Genomic DNA, 23,439 nt, shown 5'->3' with positions numbered 1-23,439 from the left:
CTTATTTGCATTGAGCAAAAACACGCCAACTTTTGCCTATATCTTATTTCAGCAAAAAAAAAAGAGCGAATTCACCCGGCAATTTTGTCAGCCGGTATTCGCTCAGGTAATCGGTAAGTTATTATTTGTTATTCCATTTATCCCCTTTTAATTCAATCATGGCATTGGGGCCAGGGAAAGTTAATTCCATCTTTTGGTCCAGATAGGATAGGGTTACTCTTGATTCTGCAATAGAGCGAATTCTGGTATTTAACAGACGACCATTTTCCCACTCCAGATCTATTTCAAATCCGCCACGAGCCCGAATACCACGAATATATCCTTTTGGCCACGCTACTGGTAAAGCAGGTAACAATCTGATTACTTCGTTATGGCTCTGGAGAAGCATCTCTGCTATCCCTGCAGTACCTCCAAAGTTCCCATCAATTTGAAATGGAGGATGGTCACAAAACAGATTGGGTAACGTGGAGGAACGTAGAAGTTCCACGATGTTATCGTGTGCAAGTTCCGACTCCTCTAATCGTGCCCACATGTTGAGAATCCACGCCCTGCTCCATCCTGTGTGTCCGCCACCGTGTTCCAGTCTTCTGTCGAGTGTTACTCGAGCTGCCTTGGCGAGATCAGGCGTTGATTGCAACGTAATTTGCGTTCCAGGATGCAAAGCGAATAAATGGGAAATATGTCTGTGGCCAGGTTCCAGTTCATCATAATCGTTACTCCACTCTTGGATCTGCCCATGTTTGCCAATGGAAGTCTCCGGTATTTTGGTTAAAGCACTACAGAGTACTTCCCCGAATTCCTGATCTTCCTGCAATATCCGGGTACTTTCAATGCAACGCGTGAAGAGTTCTCTAATAATCTGATTGTCCATTGAAGCACCAAAACATAAAGCCCCCGACTCTCCATTATCTAATATATAGCGATTTTCCGGTGAGGACGAAGGACATATCACCCAATTGCCGGAAGGATCCTCTATTAGATAATCCAGAATAAACATAGCCGCATCTTTCATCGTGGAGTAAACTTTTTCGAGAAATTGAACATCCTTATTGTATTCGTAGTGGTCCCATAGATGTAATGAAAGCCATGCTCCTCCCATAGTCCAAAACGTCGATGTCATACATACATCCTGCGGAGCAGTGTCTGCCCAGATATCCGAATTGTGATGAGCAACGAACCCCTTGCATCCATACATGGTTCTAGCGGTTTCCTTTCCCCGGACTTGCAGTCGATCTATAAAATCAAACAATGGAATGTGACATTCAGACAGATTGCAGCTTTCTGCAGGCCAATAGTTCATCTGTGTATTAATATTAATCGTATATTTGCTATCCCATACAGGAAGCATGTCTTTATTCCATATCCCTTGAAGGTTTGCAGGTAAAGAACCTGGACGACTGCTTGAGATAAGCAGATAGCGACCAAATTGAAAGTATAGACTCAACAGTTCCGGATCATGCTTACCAGCTCTAAGCCGCTCAAGGCGCTGATCGATTGGAAGTTCGGAACATATCACATCTTTGTTTTCATCTTCGAGATGTATATCCATCCGCTTGAATAAGGATTGATAGTCCGAGACATGATCGGCGAGCAGTTCGTTATATGGCTTTGTTGAAGCGGCCTCAATTCTGCGGAGACACTCCGCTTCAAGTTGTTCCTTGGGTACTCGGAAATCCGTGCAAGCCGAGATTAGAATTGTTGCTGAATTACCATTCTTCAGAGAAAGCTGACCGCTTGAATAGTGAACCTGTCCTCCTTCAGATATAAGGCGAATCGCACAACAAAATCGGATTCCTTCTTCTCCCCCACTTCTTCCCCGGATGATCAAGTCATTCGTTCCACGCTTCTCGATCCGGTCCAGATAGGATTGGAAACCAACAGGATGCTTAAGAATATCTGAATAGGATGTTGATTGCAGAACGGTTCCCCTGCCAAAAATAGTGGAGAAAGATAACTTTCCAGGTACGCTAGATTTGAGATGAACAACGAGCACTTGATCCGGGTAGCTGGCAAAATAATCACGGCTGTAAATGGATTGATCTGCGGTATAATTCACGTTTACCTTGCCATGTTCCAGATCGAGATGTCTTTGATATTCATTCGGTTCATGTTCACTGTGGTCCATAGCGATATAAAAGTCCCCTAATGGCTCATAATGCCTTTGCCCGTCAGGAACACCTACCAGAGTATCTGCTGCGAGTTCTTCTGCTTCCCTAATCTTACCGTCAAAAATCAGGTTTCTGATCTGAGATAAAGATTCAAGTGCTTGAGGATTATTCCGCTGCATCGGACCACCATACCACAGACTATCTTCATTAAGCTGAATTCTCTCGATCTGTGTTTTGCCAAAAATCATTCCTCCAAGAGTTCCATTTCCGATAGGCAATGCCTCTTCCCATCTTCCAGCAGGTTGATTAAACCAGATATTTTTGGTCTTCACGTTAAAACCTCCAACGAATTATAATTCCTCACATTTTTTATATTTAGTGTGTTCCGTTTGTATGTTCTTTCAGTGTACTGTAATCTCTTCAGCATCTAAATGAACAAAATTAACTTGAATTATCACAATCTTATCCCAGCATTAGAGGTGTAATCGTGAATTCGGATACGGACAGTACAAATTCTTGTTCTGGACAAGGAAGTATAGCTATTGGCAATAAAAAAAGCCGCTATAATTAGCGGCTCTGTTTCGTTCATTTCATTTAGTTTACATGAAGCTTGGCGTAATTTATAAGATATTTCGCTCCATTTGTTGCATGAATTGCCTCAATATCAGCCGATCTTCCGAAGAAATGGATTGAAGTAGTTTCTCCTGCTGCTCTCTCCATTTATGCTCAACCGGTTTTTCTAATTCTTTGCCCTTATCGGTTAGAAAGATACGCATGATCCTTGCATCCTGTACATCACGTTTGCGATAGATAAATCCGTTCTGCTCCAGTGATTTGACCATGTTTGTAACCGTTGGTGGTTCGCATTTCATATGTTCACTTAGTTGCATCTGTGTTACCCCATCACCCAACCACAGCCGATACAACAAATTATCTTGTCCTACATAGAGATTTAGTTCCCGGAGAGATTCACTATAGTTTCGACGCATTTGGGAGGAAATTCGATCTAAGGACTGTCGAATATCACAATCTACTGCATCTGTCATGAACGATCCCTCCCTAACATCCGAATTATATTTAGCAGACTAAATGTATCATGGGGATATTTAAGTGTCAATTCACCTTAGTGTCGTTATAAGGGCCTCTTCCTATCCAATTTTCACAACAAAGATTGCATTTTATCGTAAAGCTTATTTTTTGGCAAAACCTTGCTTGTTCAAATAGGTCATCATTTGCGGTTGAATACTTCTCTCGAGGTGATCTTGGATATGGTCACTCCATCCTTTTACTTTTTTCACAGTGAAAGGGGCTCTCGTCGGTCGATTTTCATAATACTTCAACATGGTCTCATCATAGATTGCTAATTTCTCTTGATCCATTGGTTGGTATTGATTATCAAGCAATACCATGGATTGAGGGAGTCGAGGTTTCAGTTCCGGCTTATCTCCAGCTGGATTACCGATACATAACCCCACCAGAGGGATAACATATTTAGGTAAATTCAATACGTCAGATAGTTCGCTAATATTAGCTCTGACCGCACCAATGAACACTCCGCCAAGTCCCAGCGATTCAGCCGCGGTTAACGCATTTTGTGCCATCAGGCCAGCATCGAATGAACCAATCAACAGAAATTCAATATATTCAATATCCACATCTGGAGCGATTTCATGATTTCGGTTGAAATCTGCACAGAAGATCCAGAATTCTGCCGCTTCTTCAATATAGGGTTGATCGACACAGAGATGTCTGAGTTTTTTTCGAAGTACTGGATCTGTGATGCGTATAATGGATACCGCCTGCAGAAGACTGAACGATGAAGTTTGATTTGCTGCCTGAAATATTGCATCTATTTGTTCCTCAGTTAGGGGTTGAGATGTGTAAGAACGAAACGATGTATGGTTATGAAGCAATTCGAGTGTGTTATTCATTAAAAAGCTCTCCTTTATTCGTTGATTCCATGTTCCTGCAATCCGTATTCGTAAGGAACGCCCATATTCTCGCGTAGTGTTTTTCCTTCATATTCCTTATGGAACAAACCGCGTTCCTGCAAGATAGGTACTACCTGATTCACAAAATCTGCAACGCCATCAAAAGATACATCGGGCACAACTGAGAATCCGTCACATGCTTCAGCCAAAAACCATTCTTCTAAGAAGTCAGCAACCTGTGTCGGGGTGCCTGCAACAACCGGATGATAGTTGATGACCCCGTGAGCGAGAACATCCCTTACAGAGAGTCCATCTTTTAATAACTTTAAAGCTCTCGGAGAACGGGGGTCCATGGGGTTGGCATAAGCATTTTTTAACAAGTCTGCCGCTAAAGGTTGATCTATATCTACTGAGTTTACCGACAATGGTAAACCAACCATGGATCCGAGGTAACTTACCCTGCTGGGGATTTCCTGAGGATTGAAGCTCATAAGCTGTTTCCGACGATCCAGAGCTTCTTCCTCCGTTGAAGCCAGAGAAAACATAAACCCTGCAAACATTTTGATATCATCGGGGTTTCGACCGAAACGGGCAGCACTTTGCCTTATGGCTTGTCTGTGTTCTCGGGCAGACGTAATATCATAAGGATTGGCGTACACTCCGGAAGCATATTTCCCAGCTAATTCTAATCCTTCTCCTCCTCCCCCTGCCTGGAAAATCACTGGCTGCCCTTGCTCAGAGGGGGGAATGGGCAAAGGACCACGAGATGCATAGTATTGACCCTGAAGGTTTATAGGCTGGATTTTGTCCATATCAGCAAATTCCCCTCCTTCTGCATCTAACGTCCAAGCGTCTGGTTCCCAACTCCCCCACAAGGCCTGAACAATTTGTATGCTTTCATGTGCCTTGTCATAGCGTTCTTGGCGATTTTCAACCCGGGCACCGAAATTAGCCGCCGCTAGGGGGTCGGATGTGGTAACCGCATTCCATCCCACACGTCCATGACTGATAACATCCAGTGCTTTGAACTGACGTGCAATGTTGTAGGGATAATTAAATGTTGTAGAGAGGGTAGCAACAAGCCCGATGTGTTGTGTCTCTCTTGCTACTGCCATAAGTGCCAACATGGGGTCCATAGGAAACATAGGCGTCTGTGGACCTAAATTATTGGATAATGCTGGAGTATCAGCAATGAAAATCATTTGAAATTTTCCTTGTTCAGCTAATTTAGCCCGTTCTACATAGCTATCCATATTGGTGTAAGCTGCAGGATCCGTACCAGGCATTCTCCATGCGCTAAATTCGGCTCCATAACCCGAAACCATCTGTAAAGCCAGTTGCATTTCACTTCTTTTTTTCATAACGATTTTCTCCTTCGTTCTGGAAAGGCACAAAGTGTGCCCTTACTATAGCGCGAATATATTTAGCATGCTAAGTATATGGATGGATCCGATTTTGTTCCATTGAGGGAGGGTTATAGATATTGACGTTCACCGGTCTGGGCTGATTTCTCGACGGCATCCAGTAACTGATGTAGTTTCACCGCATCCGCGAAAGTAGGTGCTAAGGTAGTGCCTTCTTGAATATCTTTGGCAAACTTGCGATAAGCCTGAGCCATGTTTAGAACAAATCCGGAGTCGTTATATAGAGAATTTGGAGCCGAGAAATAGACATCGGGAATGGTTAGTTCACGAAGCTCGTTGTCCGTAGATCCTGCACCGCGTAATTGGTGTGATCCGAATTGAATGGATGCAGGAGCGCTCAGCACAATTGTGCCGTTGTCTCCGAAGATTTCAAGTGTGAGTCCTGTCTGATGTTTAACTCCACCTTGAATATGGACACTGGCTGCTGCCCCATTAGTCAATTTTCCTGTAATCATGATCTGATCATCCGTTGTTTTCTTGATGACTTTCTGAATATCTACCAATTCAACTTCTGGAAACTGTTGAGCTGTGGTTGCAGACAATTCTGTAAAGTCCCCAAGCATGTAAGTGAAGGCATCCAGATTATGACCCCCTACAATGGTCAGCAAGTTCCCTCCAATTTTCCGGTCATACAAGTACGCAGTCGACTTGTCACCAACACCACCCATGCCATCTATAGCGATCTTCAGGTTGGCAGATAACACTTTGCCGACATAACCGTCTGCCAATAAATCTTTTACGTATTGAACGGCCGGGGCTTGTCTAGCCTGTAATCCAATCGCATTTGGCAGTTGTGCGGACGCTACCCATTCCTGCATTTCAAGCGCTTCCTCTGTATTAGAACCCAGTGGCCATTCACAATAGATTGGTTTGCCAGCTGGAGCGATGGCTTTGACAGCATTATAATGTTCCTTGACGTTAATACTGACAACAACCATATCCACATCAGGGTGCTGAGCCAACTCCTCCATATTATCAAAGCCATGATCTGCCCGGAAAGCTTCTGCGCTTTTCTTTGCACTCACCATATTACTTGTCCCAACCGCTGTAAGCTCGAATTCATCCAAATGCTGAATAGCTGGAATATGTGTACCACTTGCCCACCCGTTATTAATGGATGCTCCTATGATACCTGTACGAATTTTTTTACTCATTGTTAAACATCTCCCTTGTTAATATTTACAGTATGATTGAATATTGATTTGTCTCCAGCCCTTATAAGTCACTCATTTCTATGATATATTTTATTTAGCTTGCTAACTATTCAATCGAGATAACATTATTATTCTTTCGCATTTTAGGTAAACTAAAATTGTTTTGGTGTTGACACCATCATAGGTGTATTTGTTTTGTTTGCAAAGAGGGCAATTTAAATGAACATAGTACATCTTTTTGTACCTTTGGATCAGGAGTGATATGAATGAGAGTTTGCAATGAAGGATTTGAACAAGAATTTATAGATGGAAAAAGTGATATGTACGCCATAGCTTTTACTCAGAATGTCCTTTCTGGGCGTTGGAAATATTTCATTTTATGGTACCTAAAAGACGAAACACGTCGATATACGGATATCAAAAAATTCCTTGGAGATCTGTCTCAAGGCTCCCTCACAAAGCAGCTTAAAGAGTTGGAGAATGATGGTGTTATCCAACGTGATGTATATCCGGAAGTTCCTCCGCGAGTTGAGTATTCCTTAACAGACAAGGGAATGAAGTTACTACCGATCCTTGAAAAGATGGAGGACTTCGGCAAAGAATACGGCTAAGCAACTTAATTGAAATGGATAGCTTAACCCAAAAAAGCCGCAAATTTAGCGGCTCTTTTACTCTGAAAATTTCTATTCTACTTTATAATCAGTAACTACATCAAATTCTCCAATAATATTGTCTCCTTCTACATCATACAAATGAATCGTTCGAACAGTACCATTCACTTGTGTTTGTGCCAAGGCTTCTTCGATGGTAGTGATTTTAGGTGTAAGATCTTCAGCTTTTAGATAACCCTCGATTCCATTGGTGCCAATTGCAGCAATCAAATCGGGTTCAACCCCAATGATTGGTTCAGATAATGCTGAGCCATAGGTATCGCCGTGTGAATTGACATCATATTTAGTTTGAAGCAATAATTCGTGAATCGTTTCCGATGTTTCAGTGTTGTTTTCAAATAAAACATTTGATGAATTTACGTTCGATAACTTTAAGTGTGGCGACTTGTATCCAGTATACCGAGTGTATCCATTCCCATTATAGAATTCACCAACGTTCTGAGCATAATACGTCGTTTTAGTCGTTATTCTTGGAGAGTAGACAAAAAAACTAGAGATTTTCGACGTATTATATGTCATGGAACTTGAAGCTTTTAAGCTTCCGCCAGATGTGTACAATCTAGCCATAGCTCCCATATATCCATTTGGAACACTTGCTGAAGCCTTCACTGATGCAACGGCTTCAGCAGTCGTACCTGTAGTAAAATTTCGAGTCCATACTTCAGATGTGAAAGTGTACGTGTGTCCCTTAATTTTGGGTGTACTATACGGTGAAGATGCAGTATTAGCCAGGACTGTTGAAGATGCCAAAAATAACGATAGAATACAAATCATTACCATACTAACTTTCTTCGTTTTTCTCTTATTCATAGTTTATCCTCCTCATAATAAAAATATTTGGATTATAGTTTCAATCTTTAATCCCTCTCTGTAAATATATTAAATTTATTGTATAAATTAGATTTATTTCCCTTTTATCATACCACTGTTCCAGTTTTTTTGAAATAGATTCGCTAGTTTTCTTACCTTAACATCAAAGACATATTTATAAGATGTATTTCAGTCAACAATAGTGAAACCATCCACAAGGGAGTGATTAATTCTATGTTGTTGAATGTGATATTGGGTTTTGTGATCCCTATTGTTGTGTTGACTATCGCCTCTTTCAGACTTCTACTTATTTAAAATCCAAAAAAGCCGCTAATATAGCGGCTCTCAATCGGGCCATACTCTGGTCCCTCTCAATATTGTGGTAGCAACATTAATCCTATGGTTTAATATTAGCTGGCTGACCATCAGGAGCCACCGACTCGTTCGTCTTCACACCCCTGCGCTTCTTGTAACCTTTGAATATAAAATACCCCACTATGATTAAGATAATCGGCATTCCGTACAATAATAGAGGAGAAAACGTATTTTTTCTTATGTTAATTGTATAGACAAATAAAGTTGCTATTGTAGCAACTTTATTAAAAGACATTTTTAGATTTCTTAAACATTTTCAGGCTCATAAATTCCGTAACCATTCTTGCCATTCTTTTTAATCTTATACATGGCTCCATCCGCATGTCTCAGAAGTTCGGAAGGCTCCTGTCCATGCTTGGGAAATAGGCTGATACCAATACTCATCGAAAGGTTGATATAGTTTCCAGCAATTTTGAAATGGGTACTGAATGCAGCTTCCAATCTTTTGGCGATGACTTCAGCATCGTGATCATCTTTCAGATGGCTTAAAATGATGAATTCGTCCCCGCCAAGCCGAGCTACCGTGTCCGCACTTGGAATTGTTTCACTTAATCGCTTTGCCATTTCCAGCAACACTTGATCGCCAACATGGTGTCCATATGTATCATTCACTTGTTTAAACCCATCAGCATCGACAAACATGACAGCTAGTTTGCTATGGTTTCTTTTAGCATTACTGATAGCCCAGGCAAGACGGTCATTATAAGCAAGACGATTAGGCAGACCTGTAAGTGGATCATGCAAAGACAAATGCTTGCTGATTTTTTCGGAGATTTTGATTTTGGCGTACTCCGTCTCCAGTTCTTTGATCAGATTTTTAAGTTTATATACCCTGGTATTGGTGTGTGTCATGTCAGTAATCTGAATGAGGGCATAACTCCGATCTTCATGATAGAGCGGTTCAACATGCATATTTTGTCTGAATAATTGTTCATCCTCTCCTTCATTAGGAAGAATGAATGCCTTATGTAACGCGCTTGAGCAAAATCTGCTCTGTCCATGATACAGCGCATTTTGCAAGATATTTAGATAGATATTTGACTTAAACCGCGGGCAGACCTCAAGCAGATTCAAGCCTAGTACCTCTTCTACATTCTTGCCAGTAAAGCGCTCCAACCAGGCATTCCACACAACAACTTTCAAATGCCTGTCCACGATCATTATTCCCATATGGGCTTTGTTCAAAGCTTGTGAAATAAGATTATCCATTGTCCGCCTCCAACAAAGCGTCCATTTTGGCCAGCAGGCTCGATATGGAGTTCATGCTTAATGCTATGACAATGATACCTGTCACATCCGTATCGGCAAGTAAAAACGAGGTATGTAAAACCAGGACATAGACTTCATTCTGAAGCAATATTTGCTGATCGGAATTGGTGACATAGATCAGTTCAATATCAGGCAGGACGTATTCCAGTTTGATCTCCAGGAAATTACCGAATTCTCCAATAATGGCGTTAAGCAGGACATTGCTAACTTCCTTCAAAACGTCCAAATCCGTATCCATCAGGTTCGGATCGTTCGGTATAACGCTCTCACCCAGTTCTCCAAGACAGATGTTTGCTAATACTTTAGCCTGCTCAACAGGAAACATCAGAAATGCTTTTCCCTGAAATTCGTATCCAAACTGTAAGGATGACCTAAACAGGTGACCTTCACTAAAGAAAATGTTGTATCTTCGATCTCCAGGATCAACATCGGATATGGAGATTAGTTCCACTTCCGGAATATTCAAAACGATACGCTTGTCTACAATCTCTGACAACATGTTAGCCGCTTGTCCCACGTAAACGTTTACTAGTTCAGTAAGCAAATCCTTCTGTAAATCATTCAGCATGATAGGCCGCCTGAATCAGTTGAATCATGGTCGTTGCCTTCTCTGCGGTTAACGGTTTATTCAAAAAACCAGAAATGCCTAACATTTCAACTTCATCCCTAGTTGTCTTCTGAATATCTGCAGATAAGATAATAATTTTGACATTGCTATCCGTTTCTCGAATCATTCGAAGCATTTCTTGTCCGTTCAAACCAGGCATCAGCAGGTCGGTGGTTATAAAATCAGGTTGAAATTCCTTAAATAGGTTGTATCCTTGCTCTCCATTGTTAGCAATCTGAATCTCGCATTCTGGAATATGATCAACAATCAGCTTTGTAAGCAATTTCTGTACGAAAATGGAGTCTTCTACAATTAATACTTTCATTTTCTCTTCAGTCTCCTTGATAAAATGGTAAGAGCTCGGGATGGTCAGGCGCTGTGGACAGTTCTTGATATAGGGCTTTCGCGCGCAGTGGCACCCTGAAAAGAGACTGACTGGTGAATCAAGTAAATATAAATTATAGTAACTTTAATTTAATTGTCAACAACATTATTGAATAAATTAGATTCGTGTGCAATTGACATACTACCGCCCGTCGTTAAAAAAACATGAAAAAAACGGTCACCTAGTGACCGTTTTGATCGGTTATCTGGAACTGCATTAAGTTTACTCTTTTACCCCTCCAAGCTGCAAGCCATGAACGAAATACTTCTGCAAAAATGGATATACGACTAAGATCGGTAATGCGGCAACAATCGTAATCGCTGCCCGAATAGATACAGGTGTGACCATGTTACGCGCAGCGCCAAGATCTGCACCATTGGCCACGGCTGCACTGCTGTTGGAATTCATAGAAGATGATAATAGTTTCATCAACTCATATTGCAGCGTGCTCAGGTTTTGTTTGGAAGATGCATACAGAAACGTATCAAACCAAGAGTTCCATTGACCGACTGCAATGAACAGTGCAACAGTAGCGAGAACAGGTTGGCACAGCGGTAGAATAATGGAAATGAATGTTCTGAAATCTCCAGCACCATCAATTTTGGCGGATTCGATCAATCCCTCCGGTAGTGTCTGGATATAAGTTCGAATAACAATCATATTAAAGGCACTGATCAGCCCAGGAATAATGTACACCAGGAAGTTGTTTAACAAATGCAAATCTTTCATTAGGAAGTAGGTTGGAATAAGACCTGCACTAAAATACATCGTAAGAACAACTGTAATGGTAATGGGCTTTCGTAATATATAATCTTTTCGGCTTAGTGTGTAAGCCAGCATGGAGGTTAAGAATAGACTTAAAACTGTCCCCAAAACCGTTCTCGCCACAGATATACCAAAGGCGCTGAAGATGGTCCCTCCTGCAAATACTGCTCTGTAGTTTTGATCTGTCCATACCCGAGGCCACAGATAAATCCCACCCCGGATGGTGTCATTACCGGCATTGAATGATACGGCGAGTGTATTCACAAACGGATACAGGGTAACAATCGCGATTGCGATCATCAGTATACCATTTAACGTATGGAAGACAATCGGTTCAAGCCGAGATTTATTGATTCCCATCTCTAGTCCCCCTTATATTAATCGGTCTTCCCCGAGCCGTTTGGAAATTGAATTCGCCGCAAAGATCAGCGTGATACTAACTACTGTTTTGAAGATACCTGCCGCAGTAGCCAAAGAATAATTCCCGATCTGTAGTCCGTATTTCAGGACAAATATATCTATCGTCTGTGACCAGTCGACAACCACACCATTACCTAACAGATACTGAACCTCGAATCCAGCTTCCAAAATCCAGCCCATATTCATGATCAGCAAAATGATAACAATGGATTTGATTCCGGGTAAGGTCACATACAGCATTTTCTTATATCGGTTCGCACCATCAATCTCTGCCGCTTCATAGAGGGAAGGATCGATAGACGTGATGGCCGCCAAATAAATAATGGCATTCCAGCCAACTTCTTTCCATACATGGGATGCGCCTACAATGCCCCAGAAGTATTCCGGAACGCTAAGCCACATGATAGGTTCTTGAATGATATGCAGCTTCATGAGCACCACATTCACAATCCCACCATCTACAGATAGTGAACTTGCAACGATACCTGTCACGATAATCCATGAGAGAAAGTGAGGTAAATACGAAATTGTTTGAATGGTTCGTTTATAAAACTTATGTTTGATCTCATTAAGTAAAATGGCAAATATAATTGCTGTCGCAAATCCGAGCACCATATTGATGACGCTCATCGCAATGGTATTACGAAGCACGTTAAGAAATGCATCGTCTGTTAGCAAAAACTTAAAGTGTTTGAGCCCGACCCATTCCTGCTGCGTGAAACTCTTCGCAGGACTGTAATTCTGAAAGGCCATAACCCAGCCCCAAATGGGATAATACGAGAATACGAGAATGTACGCAACGATGGGCAATGACATGAACATGAGTTGTCTTTGTCCGCGCAATCGTTTTAACAGTGGTGCTTTGGGAACGACTGTACGGGTAGTTTGCTCTGGTATGGCTCCAGGCGTGTTCGCCATCTTTCACTCCTCCTATTGGCTTGCAGCGACTTTAACATGATGTCTCGGAAGGCACTCGCCTGAGTAATCCTTTGGTTGATACCTTCCGAGAGCATCATTGCCGCATTTTTTTATTTAACAGACCAGTTCTCGATTCTCCATTTCAGTTGTTCATTAATCCGATCTTCATAGGATTTAACATCGATCTTCTTGTAAGCGTCTACGTATTCAGTCCAAATGTTATCGAACTCATTCGGTTTTGACATGATTGCTTTAGGCAAGAATTTCAATGAGGTGTCTGTCATTTGTTTGTTCGCTACCGCAGCATCAGAGCCTTCTTTCAGATCGACCTGCCATGCTGGATAGTACACTGGATTTTCTGGTGCAGGAGAGAAGAAGTCACTCCACGTTTTGAAGCCATATGCATCCAGAAGTTCTTTATCTTCCGGTTTGAGGTTGTCATAGAATTCCTCAGGTTGGTTGATCGCTCCAATTGCATTGCCATCTTCAAATGTTCCTTCGAGCTTTGGTGCCGCAGCATAAAAACCTTCTGCTTTGTTAACCAATCTCCATGCCGGATCATCCTGCTCTGTCCGTTGCTCTGGTGTACGATAGAATCTTCCCTCTTCATTCACCTGATAGTCTACACCCTCTTCACCCCATGACAAGAGCTTCTGGTACTTCTCGTCCATAAGCTTATCGAGGAATTTGATAAGTGCAACAGGGTCTTCAGCATCTTTACTGATACCAAAACCATTGTTCAAGTTAATGACCGGACGATCCAGATAATGATCTGTGATACTTGTATCATAGACAAGCGGGAAGCCTACGTATGTCTGGCCAATTTTCCCCTGTGCTACGAGTGGGTCTTCTCCGGCTTGGAAATTCCAGTGCTGGTCGAACATACTAAGCACACGTCCCGAAGAAATTTTGGCCAGATATTGATCGTAGTTCTGAACAAAGGCTTCTTTATCCAGCAATCCCTCGTTATACAGATTGTTTAGTTCTTTATAATACCGTTTGGAGATATCTTTGTCGGCAAAAACGGTTGCGACTCCACTATCATCTACGACTACGCCCCCGTCATTGGGGTGACCCGTAAGATGTTCAGGTGGGTTAAGCAAAGGGAACGTCCGCCAGTCTGAAGCCAATGTAGTGAAACCAATCGTCGGTTGACCATCAATCGTTGGATTCTTGGCTGCATAATCACGGATCAACTTTGTGAAATCATCCAACGTTTTAGGAGTTGGGTACCCAGCATCCTTCAGTATGGACTTTTGGATCCAGAATGCAGGACCAGAATAATAGTTACTAATGAACTCCCCTGTATACACTCCATAGTTAGGCAACCAGTAAATATGTCCGTCACTGGAATCTTTCATCCGGTTCCAGTCTTTACCGAAATGTTTCTTCAGATTAGGTGCATGCTCTTCAATGAGATCTTCGAGCGGAATAACCGCACCCGCTGAGACCAACTTGGTGTCTGCTGTGATCAGATCCGGGAAATCGCCTCCGGCAATCATAACGCCGAGCTTCTGTTGAAGATCACCCACAAGAAACTCCATCTCAAGATTAACGCCGAGTTCATCCTGGATCTTCTTGTAGATTCGGTTATCTTTAGCTGGCGCCTGATTTGGCGTTCCGATAAAGGCCGTGATGTTCAGTACCTCTTTCCCATCCTTTGTAGTCGCTTTCTCTTTGTCACCGCTGCATCCTGCAAGTGCCAAACTCAAAGCCAGAACGAGTGATACGGAACCCCAAAGCTTCTTTTTCTTAAGTCCCCCCATGTACTTGCCCTCCTTGGAAGTGGTATGTCTTACTGTTTTTAGTATGAAGAAATGTATGCGGTTACAAAATATATACATTTAAGGTCTACCCCCCTGTAATTGCAGGTCTTATTCAGGAGGGGTTCTTCTTTTTCATCGATCAATTCGCATACTTTTGCCTGTATTCTACAGGTTTCATGGCTGTTCGTTTTTCGAAGTGTCTGAGAAAATGCTGGTAGCTGCGGTACCCTACCTGCTCTGCAATCGCACTGGATGTTTGATTCGTCTGCTGGAGCAGACGCTTCGCTTCTTCCATTCTTAGATCATGTACTACCTCAATTACACCCTTACCATACTTTCGCAAAAAGGATTGCCCTAAATGGACAGGATTCACGTAGAATCGTTCTGCGAGCTCCTGGATCGTAAATGTCTCCCTGTAATGCATCTGCACATATTCAGCAACCGTCGCCTGGATGCCACCCATTTGCCTCTCCCGGAAAATGGCCAGTTCTGACTTGCATTGCAAACAGAAATGTTCGAGATTGTTAGCAACCTCTTCGATATTTCGATGGCCCTTCTCCAGAATTCCGCTCGCCAATTCGTTCATTAGAGCATTAGGTTCTCCTCCTAATTCTCTACACAGGGACAATCCGCGGAATATAATGTGGGTAGAGAAAATATGTACAATCTCTGGCGCAGCCTTCATCTGTACAAACAGTTCAAAAGCACTCCGAATTGCAGACGAGAGTTCCTCTACAGAACCGTTTTCAAGCAAATCGCAAATATGGTCCACTTCTGATAGCGTTTCCGGATCAAACTGCCAATTCTCCAGCTGAATATCTTCGGCAAACAAAAGACGCTCTTGATTAAAAAACAAATAACGCCCAACTTCCTGAGCAGAGCGAAAGGATTCAGATAAATGCTCCAGTTTGTTGACCGTTAATCCGACCGCGATATGGATATCTTCGCAATCGTTATGTTGCATGGTGTTCATCAAACGCTGGGTAAAAGCTTTAATTGCTTCAAATGTCTCATTTCTATCATTCGTTTCCTCCCCCCATACAAGTCCCAATGAGTCTCTTGTTCTATCTATCACATAACAGGAAGTTGTTTCTTCAGCCGTTTGTTCAACTACTGAACAGACTTCCTGAATATCTCCCTGAAAGGCTATCCGCAGGTATGCCCAATGGGACTTGTTTAAACGAGGAAGGAACTCCGACTTCTCCTCCTCCGATATATTTTGCTTATCCTTAATCAGTGCAGTCAAAAACGCTTTGATCCTTTGCTCGTTTGCATGTTCCCGTATACGCTCCTGGGTTTCACGCTCCTGTAATTGCATACGGAGACGGACCAACATTTCCTCTGCTTCTGTACTGTCAACCGGTTTGGTTAAATAATTGGAGACACCTAATCGAATAGCTTGTCTGGCATAATTAAAGTCACTGTATCCACTCGTGATGACAAACAGCACAGACTCATGTTCCAATCGTCGTGCTTCTTCTACAAGTTCCAGCCCATTCATCACGGGCATACGAATGTCTGTCACCACGAGATCAGGTCGATCTTGTTCCATCATCCGAATGGCTTCCTCCCCGTTGGCGCACACGCCTTTGATTTCAAAACCATACTTTTCCCAGTTGATCAGAAGCTGTAAACCTTCAATGGCATACGGTTCATCATCGACTAACAGTACTTTGTACATGAGAGTTTACCTCCTATTTCCTCTGTTCCAGCTTGGAGATTGGTATACGGTACCCTGCAATGGTTTCCTTTCCAGGTACACTGCTTAGATCAAATATCGCATTTCCTTCATAAAAGAGTTCCAACCTTCGGTAGACATTACGGAGTCCTACATGCTCGCCGTTCCGGGGTCTTTCAGAACGAATATCTCGCAGGAGCTCGGTTAGTCTCCCTGCATCCATACCGATTCCATTATCGATTACCTGAATAACCAGTTCGGAAGCGTTTCGTCTCGCTGTTATCTTGATCTCTCTTCCATTTTTTCGCGCCTGCAAGCCGTGTTTGCAAGCATTCTCGACAAGAGGTTGAATACTCATACGGGGAATGAGCAACGAAGCTGCATCAGGATCAACCTCGAAGGTGTAATCGAACAGCTCACCAAAGCGAAACTTCTCAATCTGGAGATAAAGATTCGTAAATTGCAGCTCTTCTTGCAAAGGAATCAGATTGTCAGAATGACTGAGCAACTGTCTCATCAGCTTGGACAGACTTTTAATAATCTCAATTACTTCCGTATATCCATTCTTCGTACTAACGACCAGCAAGGCATTCAATGTGTTAAATAAAAAATGGGGATTCATCTGACTCTGGAGCATGGACAATTCAGTCCTCACTTGATCCAGCTCCAGATCTTTTTGACGGATTTCCAGTTTATATACGTCATTAATCAGCGTATGAATTTTACCAATCATGATGTTAAATGTACGAATAAGCCCGCCAATTTCGTCGCGGCCTTCGTGAATTTCAATGAGATCGAATCGTTCATTACGAACCTTCTCCATATGTCTGGATAACTTGCGAATCCGATAGTGGTAGGAACGCAAAATAATATAGATCAATACAGAGGGGACCACGATACTTAATGCGAGCAACCCCAGAATTGACTTAAAGGCTTCTTGCAGCAGATGGTCAAGGTGACGTGTATCGGCAACTCCAATCAATTTCCAACCCTTTAGGTAGGCTAGATTCCCCAACGATTTTTCGAGCGTGTAAGCAGAATCCCCAGATTCCTTGAGCATTGATTCATTATTAGGGGGAGATAAGTCGGTTTCGCTGAATTCCCCACTTGAAACGACAGTTCGATTGTTGCTGTCCACCAGACGTAGCTGAAGACTGTCTGATTCACGATTTAAGATGCTATACACCCGGCTAACTTCCAGATCAATCTTGGAATACTTCGCATAATTCGCATACGAGGTATACGTATCCATTTTGCCAATCACACTGATCCTTCTTCCCGCGTTGAATCCGGATGGCTCAATATAATCAACGACAAGAATGCCTCCACTGGTGGATTTCAGCTGTTTCAATCCAGGGAGTACATTCTTGTCTTTCATCACGATATAATGACTGCCCGTCTGAATGGTATCGTTATCCGTATAGATACGCACCTCCAGAATATTCGCTGACATATACCGTGTTAATTTATCTCGCAGGAATGCATGGTACACGTTGTAATAATCAACGGGGGAGTGATAGGTCCGATCCAGTGCCTCATAGAGCGAATCGTCTGCTGCAATAATTCGGCTCAGAGCAACGCTCTCATCTATCATGCCAAGCAGTTCCCCCGCAGCCCTGTCGATGGATTTACGCAGATTCTCCTGTTCTCTAATCTTGATATCCGCAGAGGTTCGTTGATAAAAGAAGATATTAATCGTTATTACAGGAAGGAGAATACTAAGTACATAAATAAGCAGAAATTTGGAGCGGAGAGGAATATCATTAACCTTACGGAACATCCAGAATTTATGACGCATATGATCACCCTTGGTTTTTGTTTTTATAGACTGACGGAAGCTCCCCTGTATGCGCTCTGAACTTTTGGGTGAAATATTCAGCATCATGATATCCTAGCCTGAATGCAATGTCAGTGATCTTCATATTGGTACGTCGCAAGAGTTTACGGGCCTCCTCAACACGAAGCTGGTGTACATAGTCACTGAAACTGACCCCCATCTCCCGCTTGAACTGTTGACCCAGATAGGCAGAATTCACGTGAATACGATTAGCTACATCTTGTAATTTAATTTTACTTCGATAGTGCTGCTTCAATTCATTCACTGCTTCTGAAACCAGCACTCCCGTACCCGTCTTTTGCTTCAATTCAGACTGGGAAAGTTGCTTGGACAGTCGAGCACACAGGTCTTGCAATGTGCCGGAAGACCAGCTCGCAGCCGCATGCCATTCTTTTTCACATAGTATTTCTCTGCAACCCTCTCTTTTTCCATATTTTCGTAGCAACTCCCCATGGATATATCGGATGACATGATGTATCCATTCCAGCGATACCTCTGCTTTCTCACTCTTCTCTAGCAGTGCACTCACTGCAATATCGATGGAATAGGTGTTTTCTGCTTCAATCAACGCCAAGATCTCTTTGGAGATGTTCATCATTTGCTCTAAATTATATTCTTCGCTTATCCGATATTCATTAAGATGATTGTCATAGGCTTCATCTGTAACCATGACTCCATTTTGCTGTTTTTGCTCATTTCTGCGTTTGTCCAGAGGTTCAATCATTTCCATAAGGATTTGATGAATTTCCTCGGGAACAAGAGGTTTAAGCACATACTGATCGACCTGATACCGTATGGCTTGCTTCGCGTAATTAAAATCCGAGTATCCTGTAACGATAACGATTTTAGAGGTATACGCGAGATCTTCTCGCAAGGTGTGAATCAAACCAAGACCATCCATAACAGGCATTTGAATATCAGTGACGACAAGATCCGGTTCAACCGAGTTGAATAAAGCAAGTGCTTCCTCCCCATCCGTTGCCGTTCCGCAGAGTTCGTATCCACAAGTTCGCCAGTCAATCATTGTTCTCCATCCTTCTAGCATAAACGGCTCATCATCCGCGACAATGACCTTGTACATTAGCTCACCTCTCTTTTATCCTTGATCAGCTGCATGTATTTTATCTATATCAATAGGTAAATTCCAGTTGTTCTGAAAACGCTAAACAGCAGAACAACAGCAGGATTGTTGTCTGCTCGCACAACTTGGAGAACAAAATTTCTACCAGTCTCATCGTCATTAATCAATAACATAGAACATGGTTCCATCGGACCGTACTATAAGAACGCTCCGATTGTAGCGAAGCGCCGGGAGAACAATTCAAGTGTAACGCTTACATTTTGGTACAACAACCTGTTAAACTATAGGTTTTCACCCGACAAAGTATAGGTTTAGCTCAGAAGTAATCTTTGTCAGGAGAAAGATTTTTCATTCTCCACGCACAATACGGAATCCTTGATCGGGACCAAAACCATTTGCATCAAATTTGCCTCGAAATGATATTTCATTGTTATTGACACCACCGATCCAGCCTCCGCCTTTCACAACTCGCCAGGATTGATTGGGACTCTCCGAATCGCTGTACCAGTCCCAGCACCATTCTCTCACATTCCCAGACATATCATAGATTCCTAACTCATTCGCCTTCTGAGTTCCGACTTTTTTGGTTTGATTACGATTGCTCTCAATAGCGGGCCAGCTCCAGTCACCCGTCAGAATGTTCTCGCCGGCATTTACCCAGTACCAAGCAACTTCATCAGGATTGTTACTTCCGCTGTATGTGTAATTTAAGCTCTTTTGACCTCCGCTTGCAGCGTATTCCCATTCTGCCTCTGTGGGTAAACGGTAACCGTTGGCGTCCTCGTTGATCGTTACATTCCATTTTATAGTGTCGTTTTCATTGTGATTATTCGTGTCCTGGTTGTCTTTGTCTATATTGTAATAAGGTTTCAGGTTTTCTTTTATACTTTTTTGATTACAGTATTCCACTGCGTCATACCAGCTGACCATTTCAACAGGCAGGTCGTCTCCCTTGAAGCCAGAAGGGTTTTCCCCCATAACCTCCATCCATTCTTTTTGAGTTACTTCGTATTTGCCAATATAGAAGGAATCCAGCGTTTCATTCCTATCAATCTGACTTGGCTTACTGCTCTTGAAGGCTCCTCCTTCGACGAATACCAAGTCATCGCTTAATTTCGTATTACTTGCTGAACAAGCACTTAGACTAACAACTATAGCGATTAAAGTTAACCATACCAGCTTCTTCATTCAATTATTCTCCTTTACTAGCTTAAATCCGGCAACGTCGAGGTCCGTTAGTCTGGAGAATAACGTTACTCAACGCTACCGGAAAATTGAATTCAAGTGCAGGTGCAGACGTTGAACTGCATCACATCATTTTTACCAAACCGTCACGTTTGCGCTTCCGCTGCTTTGATAACCTTCCGTTGCCATCACCTGATAGGACCAGCTGTTGCCTAAGTACATCCCTTTGCTCGCCCATGCATTCACATGATTACTGAACGTGATAGTAGAATTGACTCCGGTCGGTCTCTTGGACTGTCTAACACTCCAATATTGAGGGAAAGTCTGAGTACCATCAATGGAAGGTGCATTGTATCTCATCGTTGTATAGATGTCATATGTGCCACCATCACTAGTCATTGAGCCCTTGTACGTGCCAGTCGGACGATATGTTCCCCAGCTATCCACTACGTAGTATTCAATGAGTGCGCCTCTAGTCCAACCGTAGAAGGTCAGATATCCGTTACCCGATGGAGAAAACACACCAGCATTATAATTGACCACTCGATTAGGCGTACCGTATGTCCACCCTTTCCCGACAACAAAGTTCCCGGTATTTTGCCAATTCACGCTGTAATTCCCGCCCGATCCATTCACGGCGTTGACCGTTCCTCCGCCATCTGTCCAATTTTGCCAATAATCTGTTGCTGCACTCGATGTGGCTGCGAAGACACCAAAACTCATGGCAGATGCAAGAACAACGGTTAACAATTTTTTGCTAAATTTGAACATAGATTATACCTCCTGATATTTTAATAGATTTGGTTGATGCTGCAATCCGATATGAATGTTCTTCAGCAAATTCACTTGAAAAGACGTTGCGAAAACAGATACAGATCGTTCTTCCACACGGGCCAATCATGTCCTCCACTTTCCTCATGCCAAATGTGAGGTACTCCGTGTTGCGCCAAATATTGGTGAACCCCATGACTAATCTCTATAAGATTGTCCTGTTCACCGCAAGAGATCCATAACAGCGAGAGTAATGAAGGCGCTTTCGAAAGATCAGGGACAAGTAGCTCCGGACTTCTGGTGTTTGGGGCTGCGGAGAAAGCACCGATCCATGCAAAATGGTCTAGATTACTTAATCCGATATTTAAGGATTGACCTCCGCCCATGGATAAACCAGCAATCGCCCTTTTATCCCGGCTTTTATACAAAGGGTAGTTCGACTCCATGTAAGGTATCAAATCGTTGAGCAGATCGGATTCGAACCGTTTAAATGCTTTGATTTTCTCAGGTTCAAACAGGTCTCCTTCGGCTCGGTCATTCGACATTGCGCGACCATTGGGGAAAACAATAACCATCGGCTCAAGTAAGTTATCATTGTACAGATTATCTAGAATAATTTGCGGAGAACCATGAGTATGCCATTCGGTTTCGTCTCCACCAATACCATGCAAAAGAAAAAGTACAGGATACATCGTTGTCGAAGAAAATTCTGGTGGGGTGTACACCATCGCTTTACGGGAATTGCCAACCGTGGTGGAAGGATACTCTACCGTCTCCATGACTCCACGTGGTATATTCTCCCGATACTGGTCATATCCCATTACTGCTGATGAGATCAATTCCATTCTCTTTTCCTCCGAACATATGAGTGACTATCAGTCTTCAGTTAATCCACATAGCCAAAACCCAGAATGGTGAAGCATTTATGTTCATGGCCTTCCGCCATTTCGATCTCGATGGAGTGCTCCCCCACATGCTCTTCGTTGAGCAGAAGTGTGGCATGGCAATGGGTCCAGTTCACTTGACGCGGATCGACTTTTTGGACGAATACCCCATCTACCCTGATATCTGCAGTTCCGAATTCGTCGTTACCCGAATCCTTGAAGATTAGAATGAGGCGTTTGCACTGCAAACTTATCCGAAAGCTGCTCTGATTCTCTTTTCCCTCTCCTGTACGCATCCAGTTGTTGGGGAATTGAGGTGTACCATAGTCATGAGCATCCATCTCAGCCATCTGCAGATCCGTGTCCGTTTTACAAAAAGAGCCTGCATCGATTCGGGCAATATGATTGCCGTTTTTCCGATCCAACAGCTTCACATTAACAAATTCATTTCCAATTAGCGGAGCTTTTTCAATATCATGATCTTTCTCATCCCATTCAGAACGATTCGTCACGTCGAACAAATATTCCAAACAATCGGCCATAATTCGATGCCCTATGTTAGTTGGATGATATATATCATGGAAAAATTGCTTTTTGGAAATAACGTTTCCTTCACCTTTTGTCTTGTTGAACTGATCTACGACAGCATCTTTCACACTTACCATTGGCAGATCATAATGCCAGCCTACCGGAGCGAGACGATCCTGTAGATTCCAGTCATTTTCAAATACACTGAATAACAAGATGACCGCTGGCTTGTTATCGGCAGTAAGTGCTTTGAGCACCAGACTCTCGTAACATTTACCTTGGGTTTCATCATCTGCGTCATTGACTGCGAATTCGATTACGACAATATCCGGCTGAACGGCACCTCCCCTCAGCACATCACGATCATAACGTACAATCCCCAGTTCGGAAGGAGTTCCACCCACACCTGCTTTAATCAGATGAATGGGACTATCTTTTGAAAGCGCAAACATAAACTTGAACGACTCATACGATCGATAAGCGTAACTTTGGAGATGAATAGGTACTGCACCAGCACCATGGGTAATGGAGCCTCCAATATAAGCGATAACGACAGGTTCGCCGTTTTTTGCCTTCTCAATGGCTCGTTTTAATCTGACATTATTTCCTTTGTTCAGAAGAGATCGGCCAATCATGTCGCGATATCCATGTGACTCAAAATCAATTGCGGGTTTGACTGCCGACGCTGTCACTCCAACTGGATCGCGCGGTGCAGTGAATTCCGTGTTTTCACCTGCATCTCCTGAATCCTGGAGCATAAATCATCATCACATCCTTCCGGTTAGATTCTGACCATCCTCAAACAACATTTAAAGGATCACAGCTTGGATTATTATTAGATCAGATGTGATCCTTCTCCCAAAGTGTATCCC

The 23,439-nt window shown here is 42.7% G+C and carries 20 protein-coding genes; 1 reads left to right on the top strand and 19 read right to left on the bottom strand.

What is annotated here, in order from left to right; all coding sequences use genetic code 11:
* Nucleotides 1-121 precede the first annotated feature (121 nt).
* The 5 genes from MHB43_RS15940 to MHB43_RS15920 form a co-directional block, all read right to left on the bottom strand.
* Nucleotides 122-2,440, bottom strand: coding sequence for a glycosyl hydrolase family 95 catalytic domain-containing protein (locus MHB43_RS15940; RefSeq protein ID WP_405132328.1), 2,319 nt, complete (start codon nucleotides 2,438-2,440; stop codon nucleotides 122-124).
* 288 nt (nucleotides 2,441-2,728) lie between these two features.
* Nucleotides 2,729-3,154, bottom strand: coding sequence for a MarR family transcriptional regulator (locus MHB43_RS15935; protein ID WP_339308490.1), 426 nt, complete (start codon nucleotides 3,152-3,154; stop codon nucleotides 2,729-2,731).
* 144 nt (nucleotides 3,155-3,298) lie between these two features.
* A complete protein-coding gene (gene nfsA, locus MHB43_RS15930) occupies nucleotides 3,299-4,039 on the bottom strand; it encodes an oxygen-insensitive NADPH nitroreductase (RefSeq protein ID WP_405132327.1) in 741 nt (246 codons plus the stop codon).
* A 14-nt stretch (nucleotides 4,040-4,053) separates the two neighbouring features.
* Nucleotides 4,054-5,400, bottom strand: a complete 1,347-nt coding sequence (locus MHB43_RS15925) for an NtaA/DmoA family FMN-dependent monooxygenase (RefSeq protein WP_237175366.1) — start codon at nucleotides 5,398-5,400, stop codon at nucleotides 4,054-4,056.
* A gap of 113 nt (nucleotides 5,401-5,513) precedes the next feature.
* Nucleotides 5,514-6,617 (bottom strand): Gfo/Idh/MocA family protein, encoded by a 1,104-nt coding sequence (locus MHB43_RS15920; protein ID WP_405132326.1) that lies wholly within the window; start codon nucleotides 6,615-6,617, stop codon nucleotides 5,514-5,516.
* Between the two features lie 266 nt (nucleotides 6,618-6,883).
* Between MHB43_RS15920 and MHB43_RS15915 the strand changes: the two genes are divergently transcribed.
* The gene (locus MHB43_RS15915; RefSeq protein WP_074095086.1) at nucleotides 6,884-7,228 is read left to right on the top strand and encodes a helix-turn-helix domain-containing protein; all 345 of its coding nucleotides are present in this window, start codon (nucleotides 6,884-6,886) and stop codon (nucleotides 7,226-7,228) included.
* Nucleotides 7,229-7,300: 72 nt separating this feature from the next.
* On the opposite strand, the gene MHB43_RS15910 is transcribed toward MHB43_RS15915, so the two are convergent.
* From MHB43_RS15910 to MHB43_RS15845, 14 genes are all read right to left on the bottom strand, one after another.
* The gene (locus tag MHB43_RS15910) at nucleotides 7,301-8,098 is read right to left on the bottom strand and encodes a peptidase (RefSeq protein ID WP_405132325.1); all 798 of its coding nucleotides are present in this window, start codon (nucleotides 8,096-8,098) and stop codon (nucleotides 7,301-7,303) included.
* 621 nt (nucleotides 8,099-8,719) lie between these two features.
* Complete coding sequence (locus MHB43_RS15905) at nucleotides 8,720-9,682, bottom strand: sensor domain-containing diguanylate cyclase (protein WP_221821114.1); 963 nt, start codon at nucleotides 9,680-9,682, stop codon at nucleotides 8,720-8,722.
* The gene (locus MHB43_RS15900) at nucleotides 9,675-10,310 is read right to left on the bottom strand and encodes a hypothetical protein (RefSeq protein ID WP_017688455.1); all 636 of its coding nucleotides are present in this window, start codon (nucleotides 10,308-10,310) and stop codon (nucleotides 9,675-9,677) included. The genes MHB43_RS15905 and MHB43_RS15900 overlap by 8 nt, the downstream gene beginning before the upstream one ends.
* Complete coding sequence (locus MHB43_RS15895; protein WP_036615858.1) at nucleotides 10,300-10,674, bottom strand: response regulator transcription factor; 375 nt, start codon at nucleotides 10,672-10,674, stop codon at nucleotides 10,300-10,302. The genes MHB43_RS15900 and MHB43_RS15895 overlap by 11 nt, the downstream gene beginning before the upstream one ends.
* Nucleotides 10,675-10,956: 282 nt before the next feature.
* Complete coding sequence (locus MHB43_RS15890) at nucleotides 10,957-11,859, bottom strand: carbohydrate ABC transporter permease (RefSeq protein ID WP_017688457.1); 903 nt, start codon at nucleotides 11,857-11,859, stop codon at nucleotides 10,957-10,959.
* A 12-nt stretch (nucleotides 11,860-11,871) separates the two neighbouring features.
* Entirely contained in the window at nucleotides 11,872-12,837 is a 966-nt protein-coding gene (locus tag MHB43_RS15885) for a sugar ABC transporter permease (RefSeq protein WP_083657036.1), read from the bottom strand.
* 110 nt (nucleotides 12,838-12,947) lie between these two features.
* Entirely contained in the window at nucleotides 12,948-14,603 is a 1,656-nt protein-coding gene (locus MHB43_RS15880) for a sugar ABC transporter substrate-binding protein (protein ID WP_339185130.1), read from the bottom strand.
* 139 nt (nucleotides 14,604-14,742) lie between these two features.
* On the bottom strand, nucleotides 14,743-16,284 hold the full coding sequence (locus MHB43_RS15875; protein WP_339308479.1) for a response regulator: 1,542 nt from the start codon (nucleotides 16,282-16,284) through the stop codon (nucleotides 14,743-14,745).
* A gap of 13 nt (nucleotides 16,285-16,297) precedes the next feature.
* Entirely contained in the window at nucleotides 16,298-18,079 is a 1,782-nt protein-coding gene (locus MHB43_RS15870) for a sensor histidine kinase (RefSeq protein WP_237175374.1), read from the bottom strand.
* 4 nt (nucleotides 18,080-18,083) lie between these two features.
* The gene (locus MHB43_RS15865; RefSeq protein ID WP_237175375.1) at nucleotides 18,084-19,199 is read right to left on the bottom strand and encodes a response regulator; all 1,116 of its coding nucleotides are present in this window, start codon (nucleotides 19,197-19,199) and stop codon (nucleotides 18,084-18,086) included.
* 348 nt (nucleotides 19,200-19,547) lie between these two features.
* The gene (locus tag MHB43_RS15860) at nucleotides 19,548-20,387 is read right to left on the bottom strand and encodes an SUMF1/EgtB/PvdO family nonheme iron enzyme (protein ID WP_101313768.1); all 840 of its coding nucleotides are present in this window, start codon (nucleotides 20,385-20,387) and stop codon (nucleotides 19,548-19,550) included.
* 132 nt (nucleotides 20,388-20,519) lie between these two features.
* Nucleotides 20,520-21,155 carry a glycoside hydrolase family 11 protein gene (locus MHB43_RS15855; RefSeq protein ID WP_405132324.1) on the bottom strand — a complete coding sequence of 212 codons (636 nt, stop codon included), beginning with the start codon at nucleotides 21,153-21,155 and terminating at the stop codon, nucleotides 20,520-20,522.
* 71 nt (nucleotides 21,156-21,226) lie between these two features.
* Nucleotides 21,227-22,000: an alpha/beta hydrolase gene (locus MHB43_RS15850; protein WP_405132323.1), complete on the bottom strand. Its 774-nt coding sequence runs from the start codon at nucleotides 21,998-22,000 to the stop codon at nucleotides 21,227-21,229.
* Between the two features lie 41 nt (nucleotides 22,001-22,041).
* On the bottom strand, nucleotides 22,042-23,325 hold the full coding sequence (locus tag MHB43_RS15845; protein WP_405132322.1) for an SGNH/GDSL hydrolase family protein: 1,284 nt from the start codon (nucleotides 23,323-23,325) through the stop codon (nucleotides 22,042-22,044).
* Nucleotides 23,326-23,439 lie beyond the last annotated feature (114 nt).

Origin of the sequence: Paenibacillus sp. FSL H8-0317 (assembly GCF_045040685.1) — a bacterium.
Taxonomy (GTDB): Bacteria; Bacillota; Bacilli; order Paenibacillales; family Paenibacillaceae; genus Paenibacillus.
This window is presented reverse-complemented; position numbering and strand designations above follow the sequence as displayed.